This window comes from Kribbella sp. NPDC055071 (assembly GCF_053608045.1).
The window spans coordinates 1-13,910 of sequence record NZ_JBSGUS010000051.1; the positions used below are offsets into that span (position 1 = coordinate 1).

At 67.0% G+C, this 13,910-nt stretch carries 13 protein-coding genes; 4 read left to right on the plus strand and 9 right to left on the minus strand.

Annotated elements, in window-relative coordinates; all coding sequences use genetic code 11:
* Window positions 1-326: 326 nt before the first annotated feature.
* From ACWF4Z_RS37840 to ACWF4Z_RS37880, 9 genes are all read right to left on the minus strand, one after another.
* Window positions 327-1,784: a GNAT family N-acetyltransferase gene (locus ACWF4Z_RS37840; RefSeq protein WP_452248061.1), complete on the minus strand. Its 1,458-nt coding sequence runs from the start codon at window positions 1,782-1,784 to the stop codon at window positions 327-329.
* Between the two features lie 40 nt (window positions 1,785-1,824).
* Window positions 1,825-3,669, minus strand: a complete 1,845-nt coding sequence (locus ACWF4Z_RS37845) for an ABC transporter substrate-binding protein (protein ID WP_452248062.1) — start codon at window positions 3,667-3,669, stop codon at window positions 1,825-1,827.
* Between the two features lie 67 nt (window positions 3,670-3,736).
* Entirely contained in the window at window positions 3,737-3,940 is a 204-nt protein-coding gene (locus ACWF4Z_RS37850; protein ID WP_452248063.1) for a hypothetical protein, read from the minus strand.
* Window positions 3,940-5,010, minus strand: coding sequence for an ABC transporter ATP-binding protein (locus ACWF4Z_RS37855; protein WP_452248064.1), 1,071 nt, complete (start codon window positions 5,008-5,010; stop codon window positions 3,940-3,942). The genes ACWF4Z_RS37850 and ACWF4Z_RS37855 overlap by 1 nt, the downstream gene beginning before the upstream one ends.
* Entirely contained in the window at window positions 5,007-6,083 is a 1,077-nt protein-coding gene (locus tag ACWF4Z_RS37860) for an ABC transporter ATP-binding protein (RefSeq protein WP_452248065.1), read from the minus strand. The genes ACWF4Z_RS37855 and ACWF4Z_RS37860 overlap by 4 nt, the downstream gene beginning before the upstream one ends.
* Window positions 6,084-6,095: 12 nt before the next feature.
* Entirely contained in the window at window positions 6,096-7,004 is a 909-nt protein-coding gene (locus ACWF4Z_RS37865) for an ABC transporter permease (protein ID WP_452248066.1), read from the minus strand.
* Window positions 7,005-7,008: 4 nt separating this feature from the next.
* Window positions 7,009-8,109 carry an ABC transporter permease gene (locus tag ACWF4Z_RS37870; RefSeq protein WP_452248067.1) on the minus strand — a complete coding sequence of 367 codons (1,101 nt, stop codon included), beginning with the start codon at window positions 8,107-8,109 and terminating at the stop codon, window positions 7,009-7,011.
* Between the two features lie 267 nt (window positions 8,110-8,376).
* The gene (gene leuA, locus ACWF4Z_RS37875) at window positions 8,377-10,050 is read right to left on the minus strand and encodes a 2-isopropylmalate synthase (RefSeq protein WP_452248073.1); all 1,674 of its coding nucleotides are present in this window, start codon (window positions 10,048-10,050) and stop codon (window positions 8,377-8,379) included.
* Between the two features lie 261 nt (window positions 10,051-10,311).
* Entirely contained in the window at window positions 10,312-10,899 is a 588-nt protein-coding gene (locus tag ACWF4Z_RS37880) for a DUF2867 domain-containing protein (protein WP_452248068.1), read from the minus strand.
* Window positions 10,900-11,032: 133 nt separating this feature from the next.
* Between ACWF4Z_RS37880 and ACWF4Z_RS37885 the strand changes: the two genes are divergently transcribed.
* The 4 genes from ACWF4Z_RS37885 (at window position 11,033) to ACWF4Z_RS37900 (ending at window position 13,811) form a co-directional block, all read left to right on the plus strand.
* The gene (locus ACWF4Z_RS37885; RefSeq protein WP_452248069.1) at window positions 11,033-11,599 is read left to right on the plus strand and encodes a TetR/AcrR family transcriptional regulator; all 567 of its coding nucleotides are present in this window, start codon (window positions 11,033-11,035) and stop codon (window positions 11,597-11,599) included.
* A 17-nt stretch (window positions 11,600-11,616) separates the two neighbouring features.
* Window positions 11,617-12,264: an alpha/beta fold hydrolase gene (locus tag ACWF4Z_RS37890; protein WP_452248070.1), complete on the plus strand. Its 648-nt coding sequence runs from the start codon at window positions 11,617-11,619 to the stop codon at window positions 12,262-12,264.
* Between the two features lie 48 nt (window positions 12,265-12,312).
* On the plus strand, window positions 12,313-12,732 hold the full coding sequence (locus tag ACWF4Z_RS37895) for a PPOX class F420-dependent oxidoreductase (protein WP_452248071.1): 420 nt from the start codon (window positions 12,313-12,315) through the stop codon (window positions 12,730-12,732).
* Between the two features lie 71 nt (window positions 12,733-12,803).
* Window positions 12,804-13,811: a GNAT family N-acetyltransferase gene (locus ACWF4Z_RS37900; protein ID WP_452248072.1), complete on the plus strand. Its 1,008-nt coding sequence runs from the start codon at window positions 12,804-12,806 to the stop codon at window positions 13,809-13,811.
* Window positions 13,812-13,910 lie beyond the last annotated feature (99 nt).

Below are 13,910 nucleotides of genomic sequence, written 5' to 3' on the forward strand. Positions count from 1 at the left end.
GGGTGGCGCGGGAGCGCGGGAGCGCGGGGCGGCGCGGGGCGGGGTGGGGCGGGCGGCGCGGGGCGGGCGCGGGGGCGGCGGGGCGGGGGCGAGGGGCTGGAGGCAACGGGTCGGCGGACGGCGCGCCTCCCGCACCTTTCCGCGCGTTGCTCTCACCCGCCGAGGGCTCCACCACGGGCACTTTGTGCACCTAATCCGTGTCTGGCGTCTGCTGGCGTACGGATCCCGTGCACAAAGTCGCCCGCGCGGAGGCGCGCTCGCCGTACCGGGGTTCGGCGGCGACGGGGCGGCGCCCGCGCGGGGGCGGGGGCGAGGGGGCATCACTGTTAGAGGGTTAGGTGGGTTGGGGTGGTGGGTGGGCCGGTGGTTAGGAGTTGTTGGATGAGGGCGGGGAGGGCTCGGGGGGCGAAGTGGGCGGGGTGGGATTGGAGGTCGGCTAGGGTCCACCAGGCGTGGCCGAAGACGTTTTCGGCTTCTAGTTCTGCTTCGGTGAGTTCGGCGACCGGGGTGAAGGCTTCTACTTGGATGAGGTAGTAGTCGTTGATTACGCCGTCGTAGCCGGTGGCGTGGCCTTCGGCAACTACTTCCTGGTGCCAGAGGTGGGGTGGGTCGGCAACGACCTCCAGGCCGATCTCCTCGCGGAGTTCGCGGCGTAGGGCCTCGATGACCGACTCGCCTGGCTCGATGCCGCCGCCGGGGGTGGCCCAGAGGGGGCCGCTGGGGAATTCGAACCGGACCAGCAGGATGCGATTCTCGGCGTCGAGCACGACGCCGCGGGCCGCCGGACGCAGCCGCGGATACTTCAGTTCGAGTTCACGATGCTGCTCGACGGCCCGGAAACCGAACCGGGCGTTGACTTTTCGCATGGGTGCATTCGACAGCGCCGTCCACGTGTGCAGGGTGCGCTGCGTGGTCCGGTGCTTGTTCAGCTGGACGAGATTGGCCAGCTTCAGGTGGGTGCCCAGGTGATGCCCGCGGTGCTCCCGCAGTACCAGCGTGTCGTCCTGCTGGGCGTAATCCGCGTCCGCCCGCGGCAGATACAGCAGTGTGTATCCGGCCGGCTCCTCCGCCAGCGTGTGCGCCATCGTCACCAGAGCCAGGTAGTTCCGATCGATCCGCGCCTCACTGGCCTGCAGCTTCTCGACCGTCCAGGGAACGACCTCCCGCGTCATCCCACCCGTCGGTACGTCGTGATCCATCGCAGTGTGGAGATCGGCGTACGCCTGCTGATGCTCAGGCGGACACACCCCCGCCCACGACGTCAGCTCGTACCCCTCCAGCGGACCCACGGACTCCACCAGCGCAGCAAGCCGAAACTCGTCAAAGGGCAGCGGTACGGCGAGCTGTTCCTCGACATGCTCGACCGTGAACCCGAGCCGGGCCGCGAACGCACTCCCGGGCCAAGGCTCCGACGGTACGCCGAGCTCGGCCTGAAAGATCGTCCGTCCGAGTTGCGCCGCGCGGGTCACCGCCGACTGCCACAGCGCCGTGCCGATCCCCCGCCGCCGGTGCTGCGGCGGTACGTCGATCTCGACCTCGACCGCGTCCAGATTGTCGGTCAGCCGGTACTCGAACAGCATCGCGCCGAGCACCCGCTCGTCCTCGAACGCACCGACCGCGATCCGCTGTTTGAGCGGACCGGGATGACGCAGCAAATACCCCAGCGCCTCACGCCCGACCACGAGCGCGGCCGGCCGGCCCGCGCTCGCGCCGGCCCGGAAGGCGTCGTACCACTCGTCGAACAGGGCCAGGTCGGCCGGATCGATCTCGCGAACGATGATCACCCGGCCGACCCAACCAACAAATGGGTCAGAGGTCCAGCGTTTACACCGGCGTGACCTTCCCCGTGTACATGTACATGATCACGAAGTTGTCCGCGTACGGCGCGTTCTTCAGGATCGGGTCGTCGTCCGCCGGGAACTTCGCGACCCGGGTGCCCTCGAGCGCCGGGTTGTTCCCGTACCGCTCCCACAGCGGGATGATCGGCAGCAGTTCGTTGAACGCCGCCGCGGCCGCGGTGATGTTCTTCTTCTGCTCGTCGAGGTTCAGGCCCTGCGCCGACTTGTCCACCACGGACTTCAGGTCGATCGGACCGGCCGAGGTGGTCTGCTTGAGCGGGAAGTTCATGCCCTTGCCGCCCTGGTTCGCCGCCGTCACGTAGTTGAACGTGTACAGGTCCTGGACGAACGCGAAGTACGGGTGCGGGTGGCTCGAGGCGCCCCAGCCCTGGATGGCGATGTCGAACTTGCCGGCCAGGACGTCGGGGTTCAGCTGGGTGAACGTGATGCCCCGCTTGGTGATGTTGAACCCGAACTTGTTCAGCTGGTCGGCCGCGTTGGTGGCGGCCGGGTTCCAGTCGGCGAACTCGGTCGGGAACTTGAGGTCGAACGCCGCGGGCTTGCCGGCCGGCGTCTGCCACTTGTCGCCGGCCTTCTTCCACCCGGCCGACTGCAGCAACTGGGTCGCCTTGTCCAGGTCCTTCTCGTACGCCTGCAGCTTCTGCTGGTCGGCGTCGGAGATCCAGTCCGGAACGAGGATGTCGGAGAAGCCGGCCATGAACTTGCAGGGCTTGCCGGACTCACCGAGCGCGACCGTGCCGTTCTCGTTGCGGTCGAGGACGTAGGCGATCGCCTGGCGAACCTTGGCGTCGGCGAACTCCGGGTGGGTGGTGTAGTTGAACACCAGCGACGGACCCGAGTACACCGGCGGGCGGAGGATCCGGAAGCCGTTGCTCTGGAAGGTCTTCTCGCTGGCCACCGCGAAGCCGTGGGTGGCGTAGTCGACGTCCTTGTTCAGCACGACCGGCGTGACGTCCGGGGTCTCACCGTTGTACAGCACAACCTTGGTGAAGCCGATCTTGTCGGCGAACAGGCCCTTGTCGTTCTTGACCAGGGACATCTGCGAGTTCGTCATGCTCTTCGGGTCGAAGTTGAACGGACCCGACACGACCGGGTTCTCCGGCCGGAAGGTCTGGAAGTCGGCGTTCAGCTTCTTGCCGTCGCCGGTGTCCAGGCTGCCCTTGGCCTTGCGGATCGTCTCGGCCTTGGTGGCCCAGTCGCCGTACACGGCCACCGGCAGGATCGGTGCCCGCAGGATGTAGCGCTCGAGCACGGTCGACGGCGTACCGATCGTGAACAGGACCGTGGTGTCGTCCTGCGCCTTCACGTCGGACAGGAACGCCCACGACTGCTGGCGCATCAGCCAGTGCAGGTTGAACGTGCCCACGACGTCCTTGCTGGTGACCGGCGAACCGTCGCTCCAGGTCAGGCCGGACCGCAGCTTCAGCGTGTACGTGTTGGCTGCCGCGTCCAGCGTGCTGGACTCGGCCATCAGGTACTCCCACTTCTTGTCGGCCCAGTAGTACATGCCGGCGCTGGGGTAGACCAGGTCGAGGTACGGGCTCTGCTGCTGGATGCCGTCGAGTACACCGGCCCCCAGGTTGAAGTGCCCCTTCGGTGGCAGCTGGTACGGATACGCGCCGTGGAACTCCTTGGAGCCGCCGCCCGATTTGTTGCCCGAAGCATCCGGGGAGCTCGGTGAACACGCCTCCAGCGAACCGATGCCGGCGACGCCGACGCCGGCGATGCCGAACAGCTGAAGTACGTGCCGGCGGGATACCGCGTTGGTCCGGTCGCTCGCGCCGGATTCGTTGGTGCCGGTGGGACTCATCCTTCGTCCTTTCCTGAACTGACCGCACGCCCGCGTGGTCAGGCACTACTACTGGTTCGACGTACTGCTAACCGCCCTCGCGTTTCTCCCGGCGCCGGGTCAGGACGACTCCGACGACGACGATGAGGCCCAGCAGAAGGCCCAAACACAAGGTGAACAGGGTGATCACGAACTCCGGCGTTCCCGGGGTCAGCGTGAGCAGGAGCACGCCGCTGGCCAGCACGAGGAACGCCGCCCAGCCGAGCCCGGCCCGGCCGATCTCCGGTGGCATCAGCCCGCCGGCTCATCCGGCCGCGCCTTACCAGGGGCACTGCTGTGTACGTCGGCGCCGTCTCGCGCGACCACGTGACAGGCGGCCGACTGACCGGACCGGATCTCGATCAGTTCCGGTACGGCGCCGTCGCACAAGCCGTCCTCGAACAGCGGGCAGCGCGGATGGAACGAGCACCCGGAGGGCAGGTGCGCCAGGCTCGGAATCTCCAGGCTGCGCAGCGTTCCGGCGCCCTTGGTCTTGGTCAGGTCCGGATCGGGTTCGGGGATCGCGTCGATCAAGGCCCGCGTGTAGGGATGCGTGGGCGAGTTGATGATCTGCTGGGTCGGACCGAACTCGACGATCCGGCCGAGGTACATCACCGCGGTCTTGCCGTGCCACCCGAAGTACTTCGCGATCGCCAGGTCGTGCGTGATGAACAGGAACCCGACGCCGAGATCGTCGCGGAGCCGGCCGAGCATCGCAAGCACGCTGATCCGGATCGAGACGTCCAGCATCGAGGTCGACTCGTCCGCGATGATGAGCTTGGGGTCCAGGGTCAGCGCCCGGGCGACGGCAACCCGCTGCCGCTGCCCGCCGGACAGCTGGTGCGGGTACTTCGGCAGGTAGTTCTCCGGTGGCGTCAGATCGACCTTGGTCAGCAGCTCGGCCGCTTTCTCGGCGGCGGCCCTCGCGCCCTTGACGATGCCGTGCTTGAGCAGCGGCGCGGTGATCGTCTGCTGGATCGTCCGGGTCGGGTTCAGCGACGCGTACGGATCCTGATGGACGTACTGGACGCTGCGCCGGAAGGTCCCGAATTCACGCCGGTGCATGGACCAGATGTCCGTACCGTCGAAGGCCACCTGACCACTCGTCGGGCGGGCCAGGCCGGCCGCCATCCGCGCGGCCGTGGTCTTGCCGGAGCCACTTTCGCCCACCAGGCAAAGAACTTCACCGGGATTGACCGACAGGTTCACCTGGTCGACGGCGCGGATCGGACCCGCCTTGGTGTCGAACACCTGGCTGACACCGGCCAGCGTCATCAAGGCCTTGCGCCCGGTCGACGCGGGAGCTGCTTCCGTCGCGGTCATGAGGCAGTCCCCAAGTCGTCGGGTGCTCGGCGTTCGAGATGCACTTCGCTGGAATGGATGCAGGCGACCTCGTGCGCGCTCCCCGGTTCATCGGTGATCGGGATGAGCGGCGGGTCCGCTTCCTTGCATTCCTCGGTGACGAACTTGCAGCGTGGATGGAACGTGCAGCCCTTCGGCAACGCGGCCAGGCTCGGCGGACCACCCGGGATCGACTCGAGATCGGGCAACTCACCGACGATCGGCGGGACCGCCTTGATCAGACCCAGTGTGTACGGATGCCGCGGCCGGTAGAACATGTCCCGGACACCACCCGTCTCGATGATGCGCCCGGCGTACATGGTGGCGACGCGATCCGCGAGCTCGGCAGCCAACGACAAGTCGTGCGAGATGAAGATCATCGAGAACCCGAGCCGTTCCCGTACCTCGTGCAGTACGTCGACCACCGACCGCTGGGTCAGGATGTCCAGGGCCGTCGTCGGCTCGTCCAGGATCAGCACCTCAGGCTCGAGCAGCAGACTCATCGCGATCAGCACGCGCTGCCGCATTCCACCGGACAGCTCGTGCGGGTAGCTGTCGAGCACCCGCTCGGGCTCGAGCCGAACCAGCCGCAGCAGCTCCGACGAGCGCTCCTCGATCTCCTGCCGGGTGGCCTTGGTGTGCGCGCGCATCGTGTCGTGCATGTGCCCGCGGATCTTCAGTACCGGGTTGAAGGCATTCATCGCGCCCTGGAAGACCATCGCGGCATCCCGCCAGCGGAACTCGCGCAGGTCCCGGCCGTTCAGCGCGAGTACGTCGATCTCCGCGCCGTCACCGCGGTTGAAGATCACCGACCCGCTGGCGTGGCCCAGCCGCGGCAGCAACCGCAACAGACCCAGGCCGAACGTCGTCTTGCCGCAGCCGCTCTCCCCCACCAGCGCAAGGCTTTCGCCCGGGTAGAGGTCGAGGTCGACGCCGCGGACGGCATTCACCGTGGCACCGGATCCGGTCCGGTACTCGACCTTGAAGTCGCGGATGGACAGCAGCGGCTTGTCCTTGCCGCCACGCACCGCTCGGGCCGTACTCGAAGTTGTCACCGTCACCATGCCTCACCGGTCCCGGAGCCGCGGATTGAGGATTTCCTCGAGCGATCTGGTCATCATCACCAATCCGAGCAGCAGCAGAACGATCGCGACGATCGGGCTGAGGATGAACCCCAGGCTGGCGTCGTTGAAGATCGCGCCCGCGATCCAGGCGCGGTTGAGCATGATGCCCCAGTTCGATCCGGTCAGCGGCGCGAGACCGAGCAGGTAGAGGCCGACCAGCTGGTAGATCGCGTTCGTCACGCCGATCATGAAGTTCATCAGGATGAAGCTGGCCATGTTCGGCAGGATCTCGACGAACACGACCCGCGGGGTGCCGAGGTCGAGCAGCCTGGCCGCCTCGACGAACTCGCGTTCTTTCAGCGACAGCACCTGGGATCGCACCGCGCGGGTCAGCACCGGCCAGGACAGGCCGCCGACCAGCAACGCCAGCAGGAACGGCGAATCCAGCTTGAACAACGCGCCGAGCACGGCGAGCAGGACGATCTGCGGGACGGTCAGCACCACGTCCGCGGCCGTCACCACGACCGAGTCCACCCAGCCACCCAGATAGGCGGCCAGCGAACCGAGGACGATCGCCAGCGCCGTCGAGATCGCGGCGGCGAAGAACCCGATGAAGATGACGGTCCGGCCGCCGTCGATCATCTGGATCAGGACGTCCTTGCCCTCGTTGTCGGTCCCGAGCAGGTGCCCGGGCGACCCGAACGGCAACAGGATCGCCTTCACGTCCGGCGAGACATCGGGCGTGAAGATCGGCCCGATCGCGGCGACCAGGACCAGGAGCGCGACGATCAGGAAGCCGATGAACCCGGCCGGACTGCGGCGCAAGGAGCTGAGGATCCCCGCGAAACGCGAGACTCCCGTCGTACCGATCGCGGCAACGGCGCCGCCGGAAACAGCTGCGGTGTCGGCCATCTCGTCACCCCTTCGAGGATCCGCCGACCCGGATCCGCGGATCCAGCCGGCTGTAGAGGACGTCGGCGAGCAGGTTGGCCACCACGACCGAGATGGTGACGACCAGGAAGATGCCTTGCAGGACGGGGTAGTCGCGGGCCGAGACCGCGTTGTAGAGGCTGTAGCCGATGCCCTGATAGCCGAAGATCTTCTCCACGAAGATCGATCCGCCGACCACGAAGCCGAGCGACACTGCGAGCTGACTGAACAACGGCAGTACGGCGTTGCGCCCGACGTACCCGCTGCGGATGCGCGAATCGGTCAGGCCGCGCGCCCGGGCCACGGTCACGTAGTCCTCGCCGAGTGTTTCCACGGTCGAGGACTTCATCACCAGCGCCCAGGACCCGACCGTGGTCAGGACGTAGGCCAGGATCGGCAGCGTCGCGTGGTAGAGGATGTCGTTGAGGAAACTGAAACTGAACGACGGTGTCACGCCGGGCGAGAACGAGCCGCGGGCCGTGGTCAGGTTGAAGACCTGCAGCTTCACGCCGAGGAACACCACGATCAGGATCGCGACGATGTAGTTCGGAATCGCGTGCAGCAGCGACCCGATCGAGGTCAGCAGGTGATCGATCCAGCTCTCCCGGCGGTAGGCCATCGTCATACCGGCCAGGATGCCGATGACGAACGCCAGGATCTGCGCGATGCCGACCGAGAACAGCGTCCAGGGCAGGTAGGTCTTGATCACCTGGGCGACCGTGGTGCCCGGCGACAGCAGCGAGTTGCCGAAGTCGCCGTGCAGCATGTTGACCATGTAGGTCGCGTACTGCTGGATCAGCGGCTGGTCCGGGTCCAGCGAGAACAGGTTCTTCGCCTGGGCGGCGGCCGCTTCGTACGAGACACCCGTCTGCGCGATCTGCGTCTGGATGTAGGTGTCGACCGGGTTACCCGGCAGCAGCCGGACCAGGAAGAAGGTCAGGGTGGCGACGAGGAAGACGGTCAGGATCGCCTTGGCGAGTCTTCGGACCAGCCAGGCGCTCAGAAAGCGTCGCGCTGCCGAGGGTCTCGGTTCGTCGGCCGGCCCTTCGATCAGCTCCGACGCACGTGTCTCGACGGCACCGCTCACTGCTCACCTCCACGCGACTACCAGGGAAAGTCGGTGGCGCAGGTCACGAAGACAGCGGACTTAGTAATGCTGTCTTGCAAGGATCTGCGCATAGTGACGATAGTGTGCGCAACCCCAGTCACCCAGTCAACGTCTTGAGGCAATCGGTAGACAACGTTGAGGCAACATCGCCCTCTGTGACGCCACGGTATCCCCGAGTACGGGAATCGCCCGCCTGCGACACAAAGATGTGACAGGCGGGCGATTCCGGTTGGACCGGTAGCGGTGCTAGCGGGTGGCGCGGTTGATGGCGGACACGACCGCTTTGAGCGAAGCAGTGAGAATGTTCGCGTCCCGGCCGACGCCCCAGAAGACCTCGTCGCCCACCTCGCACTCGACGTACGCGGCCGCGAGGGCGTCACCACCCGCGGACAGCGCGTGCTCGTGGTAGTCGAGGACGCGAACGTCGTACTTCAGCGGCTGGATCGCGTCGACGAACGCCGAGACCGGACCGTTGCCTTCGCCAACCAACTCGTGCGGAACGCCCTGCGAGTACACCTGGACGCGGAGCTGGTCGCCCTGCCCCTCACCCGACGACGAGTTGACGCTCAGGAGCGACAGCTTGCCGGGGGCAAGGTACTCGGTCGCGAAGATGTCCCACATCTGCTGCGGGCCGACCTCGCCGCCCTCGGCGTCGGTGTGCTGCTGGATCACCCGGCTGAACTCGATCTGGAGCCGCCGCGGCAGGTCGAGCCGGTGCTCCGACTTCATGATGTACGCGACGCCACCCTTGCCGGACTGCGAGTTCACCCGGATCACGGCCTCGTACGAGCGGCCGACGTCCTTCGGGTCGATCGGCAGGTACGGCGCCTCCCAGGCGATCTCCGCGACCGGCTTGCCCTCGGCCTCCGCCTGCTGGTCGAGCGCCTCCAGCCCCTTCTTGATCGCGTCCTGGTGCGAGCCGGAGAAGGCCGTGTAGACCAGGTCCCCGGCGTACGGCTGGCGCTCAGGAACGCGCATCTGCGTGCAGTATTCGACCGTACGGCGGATCTCGTCGATGTCGGCGAAATCGATCTGCGGGTCGATGCCCTGGCTGAACAGGTTCATCCCCAGCGTGACGAGGTCGACGTTGCCGGTCCGCTCGCCGTGGCCGAACAGGCAGCCCTCGACGCGGTCGGCGCCGGCCATCAGTGCGAGCTCGGTCGCGGCGACCGCCGTACCCCGGTCGTTGTGCGGGTGCAGGCTGATCGTGCTGTGCTCGCGCCGGGTCAGGTTGCGTCCGAACCACTCGATCTGGTCGGCGTACACGTTCGGCGTCGACATCTCGACCGTAGCGGGCAGGTTCAGGATGATCTCGCGGCCCTCGGCCGGCTGCCACTGGTCGCTGACGGCCTCGCACACCTCGAGCGCGAACTCCAGCTCGGTGCCGGTGAAGATCTCGGGGCTGTACTGGTAGCCGAACTCGCAGTCGCCCAGGATGTCGTCGGCGTACTTCATCACGGTCTCGGTGCCGCGGACGGCGATGTTCAGGCACTCGGCCTTGTCGACGTTGAAGACGACGCGGCGGAACAGCGGCGCGGTCGCGTTGTACAGGTGGATGGTCGCCTTGGGCGAGCCCTGCAGAGACTGCACGGTCCGCTCGATCAGCTCGTCGCGGGCCTGCGTCAGCACCGAGATCGTTACGTCGTCCGGGATGACATCCTCTTCGATCAGGCTGCGGACGAAGTCGAAGTCGTACTGGCTGGCGCTCGGGAAGCCGACCTCGATCTCCTTGTAGCCCATCGACACCAGCAGGTCGAACATCCGCCGCTTGCGGGCCGGCGACATCGGCTCGACCAGGGCCTGGTTGCCGTCGCGGAGATCGGTGGACAGCCAGCGCGGGGTCCGGTCGACCGACTTGGCCGGCCAGGTGCGGTCCGGCAGGTCGATCGGCGGAAACGCCCGGTAGCGGTGGATCGGCATGCCGGACGGTTGCTGGACGGGCTGGGGCTGATTCTTCGGTGCCACGAGGGTTCTCCTCCGGAGGATGTGCTGCAGTCGCTGATGGGTCGAGACGACCGGCGAACGACGAAACCCCGCGGCGAGGGAACCGGCCTTGTCAGGCCTCGCCGCGGCAGCGAAGGAGGAGAAGCTGGTGCCGCATGATGCTTGAGAGTTTATGCACAACCGGATCCGTAGGTCGAACCGGGGGTCTCGCGCAGTGAGACCACCAGTCACCCCGAGTTACGGAGTGCCGACGGGCGATTGCCATTGGCGTTCGATGATGCGCAGCATGGCCGGGTAGACGAACAAGTGCCGGAAGGGCTTGATCAGGGCCATGTACGCCTCGCCTCGGCGGCCGTTGGGTTTGACCAGGACGGCCATCTGACCGCGGTAGCCGCCGCCGTCGTCCGGGACCCAGCCGATGTGCAGGATGCCGTGCATCGTCTTGTTGGCGATCTCGGCGGCCCACTCGTCGTCGAGCAGGTAGAGCGGCTCGAACGGAAGCTTGCCGAGGTCGGGGCCGGTCGGGGCGTCGCGCAGGTCCGCCGGGAAGCGATCGCGCAGCGACTCCACCCGAGTACGGAGGCCGCCCTCGTCGGCATCCCAGCCGAAGACGCGGCCGAGCACCAGGCGCGCTTCCCAGAGCACCCGGACGATCAGCGGCGCCCGATCCGGGAAGTCACTGCCGCCGAACTGCCGCACGAGTTCATCGAAATCGTCCCGGCCGCCGGGCGTGGGCAGCGCCCAGACATCCTCGAGGACGAAATCGGGCGCGAGCTCGTGGATGCGCCAGGGCCGCGACGTGTGGGCCGTAGCAGGGAGTCTCATCGGGCCTCCGAGAGAAAGAACAGGAAAGAAGAAGAAGAAGAGAGGAGCAGATCTATACGATGGCGTATAGATTGAGAGAACCACATCTGTACGCCGCCGTATAGATCCGAACGCCTGTGAGAGGAGACACGTCGTGGCGTTGGCCCGCACGCCCCGCTCGGCCTGGATCGAGGAAGGCCTGCGCACCTTGGCCGCCGGCGGGCCCGACGCGGTCCGGATCGAGGCATTGGCCCAGGCGCTCGGCGTCACCAAGGGTGGCTTCTACGGGTACTTCGCCAATCGCGACGCACTGCTCGCGGAGATGCTCGACGTCTGGGAGCGCGGTACGACCGAGGACCTGATCGACCGGGTCGAGGCCGGAGGCGGGAACGCACAGGCGAGGCTGCGCCGACTGAGTTCGCTCGTCGCAGCGATCCAAGAGGGCACCACCGGGGTGCCGACCGACCTGGCGGTCCGCGACTGGGCCCGTCGCGACCCGGCCGTCGCCGACCGCCTGCGCCGCGTCGACAATCGCCGGATGGACTACCTGCGCCGGCTCTTCAGTAGTTTCTGCCCCGACCCCGACGAGGTGGAGACTCGCAGTCTGCTCCTCTTCTCGATCTACATCGGCAACCACTTCATCGCCGTCGACCACGGCGATCGCTCCCGCCAAGACGTCCTCCGCCACACCCAGTCCTGGCTCCTACGACCCCCGAGCTGACCCGAAGGGAACTGTGAGTGAAGGATCTCGTTTGTCTGCATGCTGGGGCGAGTGGGCCGTCGACCTGGGACCGGTTCGTGCCGGAGTTGGAGGCGCTGGGTTACCGCGTGCACTGTCCGACCTTGCTCGGCCACGGGGATGCTGTCCGGCGACGCCCGTACCGGCTCGACGATTTTCGCGATCAGATCCTCGGCGAGCTGGATGGGCTCGACCGGGTCACGCTGATCGCCAACTCGCTCGGGGCCTTCGTCGCCAGCTCGATCGCGGTCCAGCACCCCGAGCGCGTCGAGCGGTTGGTCCTGGAGGAGATGCCGGTCCCGCCACGCGACGACCAGGACACCGGTCCGATCACCCGACCGACGCCTACCGTGGCTCTTTGGGCGTTGGGCGTGCTGAACAGTCGTCGGTGTGACTCCACGCTGCTGCGCGACGTCATCACCGACCTCCGCCGCCCACGACCGGACTGGTGGACCGGCCTCGCGGCCGTCACCGCCCCCACTCTGCTCCTCGCCGGGGGCGCCAAGAGCCATCTGGATCAGTCGCGCTTCGCCCTCGTCGCGGCGGAGTTGCCGGACGCGACCGTGACCACGATCGTGGCCGGTCACCGGATCCACACCCACGCACCGGAAGGCTGGCTGGCGGCGGTCCGCGCGTTCCTGCCGTAGCGTGGACCGGCTTGCCTTAAAGGGCACTTGAAATTTTAGAATTCAACCATGACTGACTCTCTCGCCGACCGGATCGGTAGCCACGGGCTCGGCGTTCTGGTGACGATCAAACGGGACGGGCGCCCGCAGCTGTCCAACGTCACCTATGTGTACGACGGGACCCGGGTGCGGGTCTCCCTGACCGACGGTCGCGTCAAGACCAAGAACCTGCGCCGCGACGCACGCGCCAGCTTGTACGTCGATGGTCCGGGCGGACGCTCGTACGTCGTACTCGAAGGCAAGGCCGAGCTCAGCCCGGTGGCCGCGGACCCGCACGACGAGACCGTGGAGGAGCTGGTCGACTACTACCGGACCGCGTCCGGCGAGCACCCGGACTGGGACGAGTACCGCGCGGTGATGGTGAGCGACCACCGCCTGATGTTCTCGATGACCGTCGACCACGCCTACGGAATGCCCACCCCAACCTGACCCTCGGACACCGCCGCGCAGCGGTGTCGGTCGGGTGAGGGGGAATAAACCAGTCGCGGTGGAGCGTCCGCATGGTGGAACCTGGCGGCGTGGAGATCAGTAGAGTTTTACCCGACGACGAATCCGCTTGCGCCGAGGCCGTCGCGGTGATGACCGCGGCCGCGAAGACGGACTGTCCGGACCTGACGCCGTCCACGCCTCGTGGGTATGCCCTGATGCTGCGCTACGGCTGGGATCTGCACCCACCGGAGGCGTTTGTGGCCCGCGACACCGACGGGACCGCCGTCGGCCTACTCCATCTGCACCTGCCGACGTACGAGAACACCAACCAGGTGTGGATGGACATCTCGACCCATCCGGACCATCGCGGTCGGGGCGTCAGTGCGGCGATGGTCGACTTCGCCGAGCAGACGACCCGCGAGCTCGGCCGGAACATGCTCGGCCTCGGGGTGCTCGACGTACCAGGGATGGACGCGTTCGCCCGCTCCCGCGGGTTCGAGAGGAAGTCGGCCGACATCAACCGCCGGCAGGAGCTCGAAGGCCTCGACTACGCCATCGTCCAGCGGCTGTACGACGAAGCAGCGGCGGCATCCACCGACTACGAGTTGCTGCGACTGTCCGGTCGGCTGCCGGACGACCTGATCGGCGGCATGGTCAAGCTGACCGAGTCGATCAACGACGCACCGACCGACGACCTCGACATCGAGGACGACGTCTACAGTCCCGAGCGACTGCGCGCGTACGAAGAGGCCCAGCTGAAGCGGGAAGAGAACCTGTACCGGGTCATCGCCCGCCACAAGACCACCGGCGAGCTCGCCGGCCACACCATCATCGCGGTCGAGCAGGAACGCCCACGGATCGGCGAACAGCACGACACCGCCGTCGACCGCGCCCACCGCGGTCACCGCTTGGGTGCCCTGGTCAAGTCGGACATGCTGCTCTGGCTGCGCGAGCAGGAGCCGGCGCTGGCTCAGGTCGACACCTGGAACGCCGAGTCCAACAATCACATGATCGGTATCAACGAGCAGCTCAACTACCGCATCGTGGTGCGGCACCTGAGCTACCAGAAGCCGCTCTGACCTGCGTCGGGGGGGGCGCCCCCACCCCGGCCCCCCCCCATACAGCCAAACGAAAAAAAACAGACGCGGGGGGGGGTGTATGAACGGAACCGACCGGGG

Bases quoted from the DNA above. Each gene is read 5' to 3' on its own strand.
- ACWF4Z_RS37845 (WP_452248062.1), bottom strand. From the start codon at position 3,669: ATGAGTCCCACCGGCACCAACGAATCCGGCGCGAGCGACCGGACCAAC.
- ACWF4Z_RS37850 (WP_452248063.1), bottom strand. From the start codon at position 3,940: ATGCCACCGGAGATCGGCCGGGCCGGGCTCGGCTGGGCGGCGTTCCTC.
- ACWF4Z_RS37855 (WP_452248064.1), bottom strand. From the start codon at position 5,010: ATGACCGCGACGGAAGCAGCTCCCGCGTCGACCGGGCGCAAGGCCTTG.
- ACWF4Z_RS37865 (WP_452248066.1), bottom strand. From the start codon at position 7,004: ATGGCCGACACCGCAGCTGTTTCCGGCGGCGCCGTTGCCGCGATCGGT.
- leuA (WP_452248073.1), bottom strand. From the start codon at position 10,050: ATGCCGATCCACCGCTACCGGGCGTTTCCGCCGATCGACCTGCCGGAC.
- ACWF4Z_RS37880 (WP_452248068.1), bottom strand. From the start codon at position 10,899: ATGAGACTCCCTGCTACGGCCCACACGTCGCGGCCCTGGCGCATCCAC.
- ACWF4Z_RS37895 (WP_452248071.1), top strand. From the start codon at position 12,313: ATGACTGACTCTCTCGCCGACCGGATCGGTAGCCACGGGCTCGGCGTT.
- ACWF4Z_RS37900 (WP_452248072.1), top strand. From the start codon at position 12,804: ATGGTGGAACCTGGCGGCGTGGAGATCAGTAGAGTTTTACCCGACGAC.